Here is a 13,424-nt window from a genome sequence, read left to right on the forward strand (position 1 = left end):
CGATCAGGATCGTTCGGCGAGACAAGAGGACCGACATGCGCGCAGCGTGGCGGAGCGCGGAGCTCGGTACAACCGCTGTGCGCCAAACCGATCTGCGCCAAACGCAAAAAAGCCGCCCGAAGGCGGCTGTTTGTGATGGTTGCGGGGGTTGGATTTGAACCAACGACCTTCAGGTTATGAGCCTGACGAGCTACCGGGCTGCTCCACCCCGCGCCATCAACGAGCGAACTACGCCCCAAAAAGCAAAACGCGCCGCGCCGATTAGCGCGACGCGCGTTTTGCGTATCTGACATTGTGAATGGGTTTTTCCAAATTCCACGGCCACCGGCTGCAATGCCTGGCGACGACCTACTCTTCCAGTGCTTGAGCAATAGTACCATCGGCGCAGTCAGGTTTCACGGCCGAGTTCGGGATGGGATCGGGTGGGTCACTGACGCTATGGTCACCAAGCAATGAAGCAGGTGGCAGTGGATTGGGTTTCAAATCGATGCGTGCACCATCTTTCGATGTAATCAAGGCATGAGGTTCACAACCCCAATGAGCAGCCAAAGCTGTCATTGATGGTGGGACTCATCAAGCGCGAATAGGACAATTAGTACTGGTTAGCTCCACACGTTACCGCGCTTCCACATCCAGTCTATCAAGGTGGTGGTCTACCACCGTCCTAAGAAATCTTATCTTGAGGGAGGCTTCCCGCTTAGATGCTTTCAGCGGTTATCCCGTCCATACATAGCTACCCAGCTGCGCTCTTGGCAGAACGACTGGTACACCAGAGGTATGTTCAACCCGGTCCTCTCGTACTAGGGTCAACTCCTCTCAAATTTCGACGCCCACGGCAGATAGGGACCAAACTGTCTCGCGACGTTCTGAACCCAGCTCACGTACCACTTTAATTGGCGAACAGCCAAACCCTTGGGACCTGCTCCAGCCCCAGGATGTGATGAGCCGACATCGAGGTGCCAAACGATTCCGTCGATATGAGCTCTTGGGAATCATCAGCCTGTTATCCCCGGCGTACCTTTTATCCGTTGAGCGATGGCCCTTCCACGAGGGACCACCGGATCACTATGACCGACTTTCGTCTCTGCTCGACTCGTCAGTCTCGCAGTCAGGCTGGCTTATGCCATTGCACTCTAACGGTCGGTTTCCAACCGACCTGAGCCAACCTTCGCACGCCTCCGTTACTCTTTAGGAGGCGACCGCCCCAGTCAAACTACCCGCCACAGAGGGTCCCTGTTCCGGATAACGGAACGAGGTTAGACATCAGAAATCAACAGGGTGGTATTTCACCGTAGGCTCCACACCAGCTGGCGCCAGTGCTTCAAAGCCTCCCACCTATGCTACACAATTAATTCCTAATGCCACTCTGAAGCTGCAGTAAAGGTGCACGGGGTCTTTCCGTCTAACCGCGGGTACTCCGCATCTTCACGGAGAATTCAATTTCGCTGAGCATGTCCTGGAGACAGTGGGGAAGTCGTTACGCCATTCGTGCAGGTCGGAACTTACCCGACAAGGAATTTCGCTACCTTAGGACCGTTATAGTTACGGCCGCCGTTTACCTGGGCTTCGTTTCGGAGCTTGCACCCCTCCACTTAACCTTCAGGCACCGGGCAGGCGTCAGGCCCTATACGTCGTCTTGAAGCCGACTTAGCAGAGCCCTGTGTTTTTGCTAAACAGTCGCTACCCCCTGGCCTGTGCCCCCTGACACTGCTTGCGCAATGCCAGGGCCTCCTTCTTCCGAAGGTACGGAGGCAATTTGCCGAGTTCCTTCAGGACACTTCTCTCAAGCGCCTTGGTATACTCTACCTGACCACCTGTGTCGGTTTCGGGTACGGTCTATACGGTGGAGCTATTTCCTGGGACTTCGTCGAAGCACGTTCAATCCGATAAGAACGTACAACACAAGAAATCCGTCACTACCACCAGGCCCACGAATATTAACGTGGTTCCCATCGACTACCCCCTTCGGGCTCGTCTTAGGGGCCGGCTCACCCTGCTCAGATTAGCTTTAAGCAGGAACCCTTGGTCTTTCGGCGAGAGGGCATCTCACCCTCTTTATCGCTACTCATGTCTGCATTCGCACTTCCGATACCTCCACGACCCATTACCAGATCGCTTCACAGGCTTACGGAACGCTCCGCTACCGCGTGTAGTAAACTACACACCCTAAGCTTCGGTGCATCACTTTAGCCCCGTTACATTTTCGCCGCAGGAACCCTTGTTTAGACCAGTGAGCTGTTACGCTTTCTTTAAAGGATGGCTGCTTCTAAGCCAACCTCCTGGCTGTTTTGGGATTCCCACATGCTTTCCCACTTAGTGATGACTTGGGGACCTTAGCTGTAGGTCAGGGCTGTTTCCCTTTTGACGACGGACCTTAGCACCCGCCGTCTGTCTGCCGAGTAGTACTCCTAGGTATTCGGAGTTTGGTTAGTATTGGTACAGCTCGCGCCGCCCGCAACCATCCAGTGCTCTACCCCCTAGGGTATTCGCTCGACGCTCTACCTCAATAGATTTCGCGGAGAACCAGCTATTTCCCGGCTTGATTGGCCTTTCACCCCTAAACACAACTCATCCGATAATTTTTCAACATTAAACGGTTCGGTCCTCCAGTGAGTGTTACCCCACCTTCAACCTGGTCATGCCTAGATCGCCGGGTTTCGGGTCTAATGCATCAAACTCAATCGCCCTATTCAGACTCGCTTTCGCTGCGCCTACACCTAACGGCTTAAGCTTGCTTGATACACTAAGTCACAGACCCATTATGCAAGAGGTACGCTGTCACCCCATAAAGAGGCTCCAACTGCTTGTAGGCGTTCGGTTTCAGGTACTGTTTCACTCCCCTCATCGGGGTGCTTTTCACCTTTCCCTCACGGTACTAGTTCGCTATCGGTCATGTACGAGTATTTAGGCTTGGAGGGTGGTCCCCCCATGTTCAGACAGGGTTTCACGTGCCCCGCCCTACTCGAGTCCTTCATCATCACTTTCGCATACGGGACTGTCACCCGCTATGGTCAGCCTTTCCAGACTGTTCTGCTAGTTGAAATGAAGGCACTGGCCTGGTCCGCGTTCGCTCGCCACTACTAACGGAATCTCGGTTGATGTCTTTTCCTCCGGGTACTGAGATGTTTCAGTTCTCCGGGTTCGCTTCACGAAGCCTATTTTATTCAGCTAAGTGATACCTGTTTCTCGATTACTCTCACTGTGGCGAACCACATTAAGAATAATCGGGATAGGTGGGTTTCCCCATTCGGAAATCGTCGGGTCACAGTTTGCTCACAACTCACCGACGCTTATCGCAGCGTGCCACGTCCTTCATCGCCTGTACATGCCAAGGCATCCACCAAACGCCCTTACCTCACGCTTGAGAGTCCACACCACCAACGACAACTCTGGGCTGGCTTGCGCCAGCACGAAACTCGGCAGAGCAGAGCAGCGTGGCTGTTTTGGTGTGGTTGTTAATCTCAGCCTTAATTGATCGGTGCTCGATATCCTGGCGGCGTCCGCCAGAAATCAAACACCTCACGGCATCGATTTGAAAAACCCATTCACAATGTCAAAGACGCAAACGATCGCCGTAGCAATCGCGCTACCGCTGCTATGAAGCAGCGGATCTGATGATCCTCATCACTGGATATCTGTTAGAAATGGTGGAGCCTATCGGGATCGAACCGATGACCTGATGCTTGCAAAGCAACCGCTCTCCCAGCTGAGCTAAGGCCCCCTACCAATCTTGCCAAGTAATCGATGCGAACATCGTTCACTCAAAGCGATGGTGGGCCGAGTAGGAGTTGAACCTACGACCTCACGCTTATCAGGCGTGCGCTCTAACCACCTGAGCTACCGGCCCATCGCCAAACCCAAGCTGACCCAAAGGGCCGCGAGGGGCGTGAGCCAGCTCAGGCGTACAGCCCCGAGGGGCTGATCCAGTGATGAAGGGACATGAGGACGGCGGCTATGTTCTTTGGAATGGGAGGAAGCTCTTCCCTGACCGTGGCCAGGGCGCTTTCCGCCGCTATCCTTAGAAAGGAGGTGATCCAGCCGCAGGTTCCCCTACGGCTACCTTGTTACGACTTCACCCCAGTCGCTAAGCCCACCGTGGTCGCCTGCCTCTCTTGCGAGTTAGCGCAACGCCTTCGGGTGAACCCAACTCCCATGGTGTGACGGGCGGTGTGTACAAGGCCTGGGAACGTATTCACCGCGGCATGCTGATCCGCGATTACTAGCGATTCCGCCTTCATGCACTCGAGTTGCAGAGTGCAATCCGAACTGAGACGACTTTTGGAGATTAGCTCACCCTCGCGGGATTGCTGCCCACTGTAGTCGCCATTGTAGCACGTGTGTAGCCCAGCGCGTAAGGGCCATGAGGACTTGACGTCATCCCCACCTTCCTCCGGCTTATCACCGGCGGTTCCTTTAGAGTACCCAACTGAATGATGGTAACTAAAGGCGAGGGTTGCGCTCGTTGCGGGACTTAACCCAACATCTCACGACACGAGCTGACGACAGCCATGCAGCACCTGTGTTCCAGTCCCCGAAGGGAAGAAATCCATCTCTGGAAATCGTCCGGACATGTCAAACGCTGGTAAGGTTCTGCGCGTTGCTTCGAATTAAACCACATGCTCCACCGCTTGTGCAGGCCCCCGTCAATTCCTTTGAGTTTTAATCTTGCGACCGTACTCCCCAGGCGGATAACTTAATGCGTTAGCTGCGCCACCCAAGCACCAAGTGCCCGGACAGCTAGTTATCATCGTTTACGGCGTGGACTACCAGGGTATCTAATCCTGTTTGCTCCCCACGCTTTCGCACCTCAGCGTCAATACCAGTCCAGTGAGCCGCCTTCGCCACTGGTGTTCTTCCGAATATCTACGAATTTCACCTCTACACTCGGAATTCCACTCACCTCTCCTGGATTCAAGCGATGCAGTCTTAAAGGCAATTCCAGAGTTGAGCTCTGGGCTTTCACCTCTAACTTACAAAGCCGCCTACGTGCGCTTTACGCCCAGTAATTCCGAATAACGCTAGCTCCCCTCGTATTACCGCGGCTGCTGGCACGAAGTTAGCCGGAGCTTATTCTCCCGGTACTGTCATTATCATCCCGGGTAAAAGAGCTTTACAACCCTAAGGCCTTCATCACTCACGCGGCATTGCTGGATCAGGCTTTCGCCCATTGTCCAATATTCCCCACTGCTGCCTCCCGTAGGAGTCTGGGCCGTGTCTCAGTCCCAGTGTGGCTGATCATCCTCTCAGACCAGCTAAGGATCGTCGCCTTGGTGAGCCTTTACCTCACCAACTAGCTAATCCTACGCGGGCTCATCCTTGGGCGATAAATCTTTGGACTTTCGTCATCATCCGGTATTAGCTCAAATTTCTCTGAGTTATTCCGAACCCAAGGGCAGATTCCCACGCGTTACGCACCCGTGCGCCACTAGACCCGAAGGTCTCGTTCGACTTGCATGTGTTAGGCATGCCGCCAGCGTTCATTCTGAGCCAGGATCAAACTCTCAAGTTTGATGTACCATACTGACGAGCCGGAATGTGCCCGACAGTACAGCTCATTTCTAGGAGCCGTTCCTGCACAAATTCTATTACGTATGGAACGTAATAGGACATGTTTGAACTCGCCACCGAAACCGAAGTCCCGTCGAGCGAAGTCCATGGAACGGCTTGGCTTTTACCGAGTATCTGACACCTAGAAGCTGTCAGACCCGGGGCCGCCGCCCACATGTCCCTTCATCAAAATCACAATTTCAAAGAGCGACAAAGACCGACGCACCGTCTAACCCCTTTTTCTCGGGGCGACCTGTGCGCCTGGTTTTTGGTGACCGTCGAAGCGTTCCGGTGAGGAGCACCGCGTCGGTGGAGTGGCTTCTATGCGCGGCTTCGGATCCGGTCAACAGCCTTTTTGCATTTTTATTGCGCTACCCCTGAAACCCGCAGAAAACTGCGGTTTACGGGGCATCAAGACGTGTCTGCGATAGGGGTTTCATGACCGAATCATCCTCCGAATCGACGAATCAGGGCCGGGAATCGCTCCGAAATCAGGTGCGCAGCGCGGTGATCTGGCGTTCGGGCACCCAGATTCTGGGGCAGATCATCGCCTGGGGTGCCACCTTCCTCGTGATTCGCCTCCTCGACCCCAGCGATTACGGCCTGTTCGCGATGACCCAGGTTGTTCTGGTGCTGCTCAACCTGCTCAACGGCTACGGTCTTGCGAGCGGCCTGATCCAGAAGGCCGAGATCGACGATCGTGCGATTCGTCAGCTGTTCGGGATGCTGCTGCTGCTCAACCTCGGATTGGGCGCGCTGCAGTTCATCGCGGCCCCGCTCGCCGCGGCCTATTATCGCCAGCCGATCGTCGCCGACCTGCTCCGCGTTCAGGCGCTCCTCTATATAGCGACGCCCTTCATCGCCTTCCCCTATGCGTTGCTCGCGCGCGCGATGGACTTTCGCAAACAGGCGCAGGTGAACCTGGTCTCTGCAGTCGCAGGTGCGCTGGCTGCGGTTGCCGGTGCCTATGCTGGCCTTGGCGTATGGACGCTGGTCCTTGCCCCCATCGTCCTGTTCGGCACGCGCGCGGTCGGGATGACCTGGGCGGCGGGGTCCCTGATGTGGCCGAGCTTCGATTTTCGCGGCGCGGGGGAGGTGGCGCGCTTTGGCGGCCTGATCGCCACGGGGCAATTCTTCTGGTTCGTGCAGAGCCAGTCGGATGTGTTCATCGCCGGGCGCAGCTTCGACCCGCATTGGCTGGGCATCTATACGACCAGCCTGTTCCTGACCCAGATCCTCGTGTCGAAGTTCATCCCCGCGCTGAACGAGGTCGCCTTCTCCGCCTATGCGCGGATGCAGGACGATGCGGCGGGGACTGCGGTCGCCTTTGCCCGCTCGGTCCGACTCATCATGGTTGTGGCCATGCCCTTCTATCTCGGGCTCGCCGCGACCGCCGAACCCTTGGTTCATGTCGCGCTGGGGCAAAAGTGGATCGAGGCGGGACCGATCGTCCATCTCCTCGCACTCGCCATGCCGTTCATGACGCTGCAAGTGCTGTTCGCCCCCCGCGACCGACGCGCGCGGTCGCCCCGGATTGGGCGCGCAGACGGCGGCGATCGGCGCGCTGCTCCTTCCCGCGGCATTCCTGATGGGGGTGAAATGGGGAGTCGAGGGACTCGCCTGGGCGTGGGTTGCAGTGTGGCCGCTGTTTCTGTTGATCACAGCCGCGCGCAGCTTGCCGGTGATCGGCCTGAGCTGGCGCGACTGGCTCGGCGCGATTCTCCCGCCGGTTTCGGCGGCGGTCGCGATGGCACTGATCGTCGGGCTGGTCGACCGGCTGCTCCCGCCGCTCGCCCCCCTGCCCCATCTGGCATTGCTCACCGCGACGGGGGGCGGCGGTCTATGGTGCCTGGCTCTGGTTCTTCGCGCGCGCGACGGTGGAGGATGCGATCCGTATGATCCGGCGGTGACGAAAGTTCGCTACCTCAATGTCCGTTTGCCCTGATGACCGGGTCGCCAAAGCCCCCGGCTTTGGCTGGAACGTCCGGGGGACGTTCCACCTGGTCATTGTCGAAGGGCGATCCCCGACAGCTGTGGCTTCGGCCCTTCGACAGGCTCAGGGCAAACGGCGCGTATATATAGTGCGCAGTTCGACCTAGGCCGTCTGGATATAGGCCCGCATCTGGTCCGCTTCGGCCTCGATCTTCTCGATCCGGTACTTCACCAGATCGCCGATCGACACGAAACCGAGGAGCGTCCCGCCCTCGACAACCGGCAGATGCCGAATCCGCCGCTGGGTCATCAGCGACAGCGCCGCCATCACCGGTTCGGCGCGGGTCACGGTGATCGCCGGCGCGGTCATCACCATCCGCACCTGCGTATCGAGCGCAGCCGGTCCATCGCGCTTCAGGCAGTGGATCACGTCGCGCTCGGAAAAGATGCCGGCCACCACGCCACCCTCGACCACCGGCACCGCGCCGATGCGCTTTTCGGCAAGCAAAGCCACCGCATCGCGCACGGTCGCGTCGCCGCCGATGGTGATGACATCCTGCCCCTTCCCGCCCAGGATTGCCGCGATCGTCATCGCCAGTCTCCTTTGTCCTGTTGAGGCGGTTGAGACTCCACGTTTCGTCCCCAAATGAAAGGGTATGGAGCCGAACCTCGACAATCCCGATTATGCCCGCCTCGCCTGGGGCCGCTACCGTCGCATCTTCGGGATCGTCGGCGCGCTTGCGCTGGTCTCGGCAATCGTCGCAGTGATCGCGCTCTATATAGCGGTCGGGGAGTTCCAGCTGCATGCCTCGATCGCAATGGCGATCGGGGTCGGCCTGTCGATCCTGCTCGGCGGCGCGCTGATGGGGCTGGTGTTCCTCAGCTCCGGCACCGGCCATGACGAACGCTCGCGCGACGCGACGGAGAAGAGACGGGACTAACGCTGCGGCTTTTGCGGGTCCGGCAAGTCCACCCGATAGGTCAGCGCCTGCGAGCCGTTCGCCGGCACCGTCACTGCCCACAGGTTTCGCCCGTCCTTCTTGCCCAGCCGGGTCGAAGCCCCGCGCATCAGTGGCGGGTCGATGTCGAACTCGCCCTCGAACTGCACCGGAAACGGATTGGCGTTGCGCACGACCAGTTCAAACGCATGGCGGCGCGGTCGGGGCTGCTGCCGCTTCAGCTCCAGCGTGACATTGGCAGTCGCCGGGAATTTGACCTCGACCTCCTCGCCCACCGCCTTGTCGTCGGTGCTCGATTCGTCGATCAGCAGCGACCGATTGCCCTGCTGCTCGAACAGCGCCACCGGCCCAGCGGGCAAAGGCAGCCCCAGCCCGTCACTCTCCTTGTTCAACGCCCGGAGCAGGATCTGCGGCTGTTCGGCACCACCGAACCCGATTTCAGCGCCATAGATGATGCGCACCGGCACCGCGTCCTTGGCCAGCATCGCCACCTGCTTCTGCGATTTTGCAGCGACGGTGGTGCGATCGGGGATGCGATAGGCTTTCAGGTCGCCCAGATCCTCCTGAACCGCCATCCTAACCCGCGCGCCGGTCACCACCACCTCATCCCGGGCTGCGGGTGCGGCCATCATCGGCGGGGGCGGCGGTGGTGGCGGTGGTGGCGGGGGCGGCGGCGGGATCCCGGCTCCTCCTTCGGGGAGATAGCATTTGAATTCAAAACTTTCGACCGTCTCGAACGGGTTGCGGGTCCGTCCGGTCGTGCGGTTGATTTTGCCGGCGATCACCATGGTTTCGGCGTCGGTGAAGCTGGTCATGTCGGTGCTGGCCAATGTCACCCAAGCGAACAAGTCGGCGGTTCTTGCGCCCGCAGCGGTGGCGCCGCCGTCGCCTTTGCCCTCGCGCAATGTCGCCACATAGTTCGCCTGCCAGTCGAAGCCCCAAGCAAGATAGGACAGCGTGATCGTCGCGGTCCCGGCCTGCGGCGAGTCGGTCTCGACCGACAATGTCGGCTTGGCCGACAGCCCCGGCGGCACGCCGTCGTAAACGATCGCATCCTCGGTCGGGCCGCAGTTCAGCACCTCGATCCCGCGCTCGGTCTCGACGATCGCCGCGCCATCGGGGCCGGAGCGGATGATCGCCCGCTCCTCCACCGTCTTGCCGTCCCGCGTGCGGCGCAACGTCACCGGTCGGGCGAAGCCGCGACTGTACAGGCTCGCCGCAGACAGCAGGTCGCCGTCGAGATTCTTCTCGCGCACCCCGGCGGGCAGACCGGTGACGATCGCGCTTTCGGGCAGAATGCCGGACGCCACCCCTTCGAAGCGGATCACCGCGCGGCCCTGCGGGATCGTCACTGTCCGGGTCTCGGTGATCAGTGCATAGCCGCCCAAATAGCTCAGACTGATCTTCTGGTCTGCACTGCGATGTGGTGCGCGATAGATCGTCACCCCGACCGAATCCGGCCCGGCCGAGGTCTGCACGTTCTGCGCCCACGCCCCACCCGTCCCGGCGAGCGTGGTCGCGATCAGCAACAGGGCGGCGCGCCGCACCGGCCGCGCCTCAGTAACGGGTTTCGAAGGTCGCGGTCAGCGTCGCCTCGCCATTGGCGGGGACGCTCACCTTCCACAGCGCCTCATCGGCGTTGATCCGCTCGCTAGCCTGGGTCTCCTCCAGGATCCGCGTGTCCTTCCACCAGCTGTCGAGCCCGCCCTGCGACAATTCGACCACGATCGCGTCGGGCCGCGCATTGGTCAGCGTATAGACCATCGTCGTGCGCCACTTGCTCGACCCCGCGCGCTCGCGCGTCTGCACCACCGACTTGACCTTCACGTCGAACGCCTCGCCGGTCTTGATCGCGAGCCGCGACCCCATCGGGGTGTGCGGGATCGCATTCTCGCCGATGAACTGCGGTGCCCCGCGCGCGTCGCGCATATAGATGCGCACCGTCCCGGCGGGCAGCGCATCGCCCAACCCGCCTTCCGCCGACGAGGAGAAGCGCAACACCGTGTCGACGCTGCGCGGCTGATCCTGCCGACCGAGCCACGGGTTGCGATAGGCATAGGCCTTCGCCGCCGGCGCGCCCGCGACGTCGAGGAAGCTGACCTGCTTTTGCTGGCGCTGGGCGATCGTGGTGCGACCGGGGATCGGATAGACATAGAAGTCGCCGATCCGCTCGCGCCCCGCAGTCTCGGTCCCCGGCACCATCGCCGACGACGCCCCGCGGTTGCTGCCGCCGACCGCCCCCGCAACCAGCAAGGTGTTGGCATTGCTATAGGTGACGCCGCTATTGTTGGTCAGCGTCAGCCAGCCCTGAACGTCGATCTTGCCCGCCTTCTCGTCGAACAGCGCCACATAATCGGACTTCCAGCCCATGCCGTAGGTCAGATAGCTCAACTTCACAGGCCGCGCGCCCGCGGCATCGGCGTCCAGCGTCACCGACAGCGTCGGCCGCGCGCGCAGGCTCGGGGGCAGCGACGGGAAGATCACCCGATCGTCCTTGCCCAGCACCTCGATCCGCCCGCCGATCTCGACCACGGTGCCGTCATTATAGGCGAGCACCTTGGCGGGCAGGCTCTGGCCGCCGCGCACCACGGTGACGTTCTGGCCGACCGCCTTTTCCATCAAGGATTCGGGCGAGAGCAGGTCGAAATCGAAATTCTGCTCGACGATGGTCGCGCCGGGGGCACCGATCGTCACCGTCTCGGGCCGGATCTGCCCGGCGACGTCCGGGAAATCCTGCTTCGACTTGCCCGCAGGCAGGCGCATGTCGCGCTTGTCCTGAACCAGCGCCAGATTGTTGTTGTAGATGGTGACCGCGACGTCGCCCTGCGCCGATTGGGCGGAGGCAGGCACTGCCAACATCGCTCCGGACATTGCGGCTCCGGCCGCAAGAGCCAAGGTCAAACGCCGCATCGCATCCCCCTATGATCTGATGCCCCAGCATCCCCAGCGGGTGCGGCCATGTCAACGGTCAAGGGTCCCGAAACGCAAAAAGACCGGCCCGTAAGTCACGGACCGGCCTTTTCTTTTTTGCAGAGAAGCGCTTATTCGGCGGCTTCCGGCTCGCCTTCTTCCTTCTTCACGCGGCGGCGGCGCGGCTTGACCTCGACCACCTCGCCCTCGACGCCCAGTGCGGGCGGAAGAACGGCTGCGATGTCGCCGCCATGGCCGGCATCGCTGCTCGCCTCGTCACGACGCGAGCGGCCACGACGCGGGCGGCGCTCCTCGGCGGGAGCCTCGTCCTCGTTCGCAGCTACCGGTGTTTCCTCGCCCTCCACGCCACGCGGCTGACGCTCGCGGCGATCATCGCGATTCCGATTGTCGCGGTCGCGGCCTTCGCGATTGTCGCGGCCATCGCGGTCGCGGCGCGGGCGGCGGTCGTTGCGCTCGCCCCGGTCGCGATTGTCGCGATTGTCGCGGTCGCTGCGCGCCTGACGCTCACCCTGCTCGTCGCCCTCATCGGCGAACTCGCCGTCCTGGCTGCGATTGCCCTCTTCGCCCTCGAACTCGTCCTCGTCGCCGTCGAACTCGTCGCGCGGGCGGCGTTGTTGCGGATTCTGTTCCTCGAAGCGCGAACGCGTTTCGGCCAGCACGCGGAAATAGTGATCGGCGAACTGGAGATAATATTCGGTGTTCACCCGGTCGCCCGCCATCTGGGCGTCGCGCGCGAGGTTCTTGTATTTCTCAAGCAGCTGCGCGGCATTGCCGCGTGCGCGATTGTCGATGCGGTTGCCCGAATTGGGGTTGTTGCCGCCGCCCTGCTGGCGCTGGCCACCACGGCCGCGACGGCGACCGTTGTTCGCCTGACGATTGTTGATCAACGTCTGTGTGTCCTGTCCTTACTCAATCCGCCATCGGTCAAACAGCGATCCCGGATGCGTGTTACACCGCGCGCCGCGCCGGTTCTGCGAACCGGAACGGCTCCCGCATGGCTGCCGGACAATCAGCAGCGCACATGCCTTGATTTGGGTCGGCGAACCTTTTCAACGATTTAGGTTGCTGGTGCCTGCCCCGAGCCAATCCTTAGCCCGCGCGGCAACAATCTCCAAGCCTTATATTGGTGCTACGCAGCGATAGTTCAACTTCGCGGCATTTTTGCCGCAACCGCGCGCGGACGTCCGCCAAGGTCGTGGTGGAGGATGGGGTCGAGCCCCGCCGCCCGCATCAGCGCCGACACGGGGTCTGCCTGCGTCCAGCCGATCTCGATCACCGCGATTCCGCCCGGCGCGAGCAGGCGGGGGAGGTCGGGGACGATGCGGCGGTAATCGTCGAGGCCGTCGGCTCCGGCGAACAGCGCGGCGGGCGGTTCGTGGTCGCGTACCTCCGGCCCCAGTTCCTCGGCGGTGCCGATGTAAGGCGGGTTGCACAGGATCAGGTCGAACTGGCCGGCAAGACCCTCGCTCCAGTCGCCGAGCTTGAAGCGCGCTCGCTCGTCCATCCCCAGATCGATCGCATTGTCCTGAGCGTATTGAAGCGCGCGCTCGGAGGCATCGATGCCCAACCCGTGCGCCTCGGGCCATTCAGCCAACGCCGCCAGCAACAACGTCCCCGGCCCGGTACCGAGGTCGAGCACCCGTTTCGGCCCCGACGTTCCAGCGAAATGCGCCACCGCCGCTTCGATCAAGGTCTCGCTGTCCGCGCGCGGCACCAAGACGCCGGGACCGACGCCGATCTCCACCGTCCAGAAGCCGCGTGAACCGGTGATATAGGCGACGGGTTCATGGCCCAGCCGGCGTTCGACCAGCCCCGCGAACCCGTCCGGCTCGGGATCGCCCAGATGCTTCAACAGCAAATCCTGATGCGACACGCCGAGGGCATGCGCCATCAACAACTCGGCATCGAGGCGGGACGTCGCCGACGCAATCCGCGCAGCTGCATCGGCAATCGCCGCCCTAACTCCCCTCCCGCTTGCGGGAGGGGTCGGGGGAGGGCCTGTCACCATAGGAAGCGGCCCGAATGGACAGGCCCTCCCCTAGCCCCTCCCGCAAG

General features: G+C 61.0%; 7 protein-coding genes, 3 tRNA genes, 3 rRNA genes and 1 pseudogene. 3 read left to right on the plus strand and 11 right to left on the minus strand.

Going from position 1 to position 13,424, the window contains the following annotated elements:
- Positions 1–136: 136 nt before the first annotated feature.
- The 6 genes from LRS12_RS04825 to LRS12_RS04850 all read right to left on the minus strand — a co-directional run bounded on the left by LRS12_RS04825 (position 137) and on the right by LRS12_RS04850 (position 5,509).
- Positions 137–213, minus strand: a tRNA-Met gene (locus LRS12_RS04825).
- A gap of 122 nt (positions 214–335) precedes the next feature.
- Positions 336–450, minus strand: a 5S ribosomal RNA gene (rrf, locus tag LRS12_RS04830).
- 122 nt (positions 451–572) lie between these two features.
- Positions 573–3,364 (minus strand): 23S ribosomal RNA (locus LRS12_RS04835).
- A gap of 281 nt (positions 3,365–3,645) precedes the next feature.
- Positions 3,646–3,721: transfer RNA gene (locus LRS12_RS04840), tRNA-Ala, on the minus strand.
- Positions 3,722–3,770: 49 nt separating this feature from the next.
- Positions 3,771–3,847, minus strand: a tRNA-Ile gene (locus LRS12_RS04845).
- 175 nt (positions 3,848–4,022) lie between these two features.
- Positions 4,023–5,509 (minus strand): 16S ribosomal RNA (locus LRS12_RS04850).
- Together the 16S, 23S and 5S rRNA genes with 3 tRNA genes alongside form the textbook arrangement of a ribosomal RNA operon.
- Positions 5,510–5,985: 476 nt before the next feature.
- Here LRS12_RS04850 and LRS12_RS19905 point away from each other — a divergent pair.
- Positions 5,986–6,927: pseudogene (locus LRS12_RS19905) on the plus strand (oligosaccharide flippase family protein); the annotation flags it as partial.
- A gap of 154 nt (positions 6,928–7,081) precedes the next feature.
- Positions 7,082–7,492, plus strand: a complete 411-nt coding sequence (locus tag LRS12_RS19910; RefSeq protein WP_308223034.1) for a polysaccharide biosynthesis C-terminal domain-containing protein — start codon at positions 7,082–7,084, stop codon at positions 7,490–7,492.
- A 150-nt stretch (positions 7,493–7,642) separates the two neighbouring features.
- Here LRS12_RS19910 and LRS12_RS04860 read toward each other — a convergent pair whose 3' ends face one another.
- A complete protein-coding gene (locus tag LRS12_RS04860; protein ID WP_257843580.1) occupies positions 7,643–8,071 on the minus strand; it encodes a CBS domain-containing protein in 429 nt (142 codons plus the stop codon).
- Positions 8,072–8,135: 64 nt separating this feature from the next.
- On the opposite strand from LRS12_RS04860, the gene LRS12_RS04865 reads away from it, so the two are divergent.
- Positions 8,136–8,420: a hypothetical protein gene (locus tag LRS12_RS04865; protein WP_257843581.1), complete on the plus strand. Its 285-nt coding sequence runs from the start codon at positions 8,136–8,138 to the stop codon at positions 8,418–8,420.
- On the opposite strand, the gene LRS12_RS04870 is transcribed toward LRS12_RS04865, so the two are convergent.
- From LRS12_RS04870 to prmC, 4 genes are all read right to left on the minus strand, one after another.
- Positions 8,417–9,985: a DUF4139 domain-containing protein gene (locus tag LRS12_RS04870; RefSeq protein ID WP_257843582.1), complete on the minus strand. Its 1,569-nt coding sequence runs from the start codon at positions 9,983–9,985 to the stop codon at positions 8,417–8,419. The genes LRS12_RS04865 and LRS12_RS04870 overlap by 4 nt on opposite strands.
- Before the next feature lie 10 nt (positions 9,986–9,995).
- Positions 9,996–11,309, minus strand: a complete 1,314-nt coding sequence (locus LRS12_RS04875; protein ID WP_257843583.1) for a DUF4139 domain-containing protein — start codon at positions 11,307–11,309, stop codon at positions 9,996–9,998.
- Positions 11,310–11,479: 170 nt separating this feature from the next.
- Positions 11,480–12,256 carry a DUF4167 domain-containing protein gene (locus tag LRS12_RS04880; protein WP_257843585.1) on the minus strand — a complete coding sequence of 259 codons (777 nt, stop codon included), beginning with the start codon at positions 12,254–12,256 and terminating at the stop codon, positions 11,480–11,482.
- A 257-nt stretch (positions 12,257–12,513) separates the two neighbouring features.
- Positions 12,514–13,377: a peptide chain release factor N(5)-glutamine methyltransferase gene (prmC, locus tag LRS12_RS04885; protein WP_257843586.1), complete on the minus strand. Its 864-nt coding sequence runs from the start codon at positions 13,375–13,377 to the stop codon at positions 12,514–12,516.
- Positions 13,378–13,424 lie beyond the last annotated feature (47 nt).

The organism is Sphingomonas sp. J344, from assembly GCF_024700005.1.
Classification (GTDB): domain Bacteria; phylum Pseudomonadota; class Alphaproteobacteria; order Sphingomonadales; family Sphingomonadaceae; genus Sphingomonas.

Coding starts and splice junctions, on each gene's coding strand:
- LRS12_RS04865 (WP_257843581.1), top strand. CDS start 8,136: ATGGAGCCGAACCTCGACAATCCCGATTATGCCCGCCTCGCCTGGGGC.
- LRS12_RS04860 (WP_257843580.1), bottom strand. CDS start 8,071: ATGACGATCGCGGCAATCCTGGGCGGGAAGGGGCAGGATGTCATCACC.
- prmC (WP_257843586.1), bottom strand. CDS start 13,377: ATGGTGACAGGCCCTCCCCCGACCCCTCCCGCAAGCGGGAGGGGAGTT.
- LRS12_RS04875 (WP_257843583.1), bottom strand. CDS start 11,309: ATGTCCGGAGCGATGTTGGCAGTGCCTGCCTCCGCCCAATCGGCGCAG.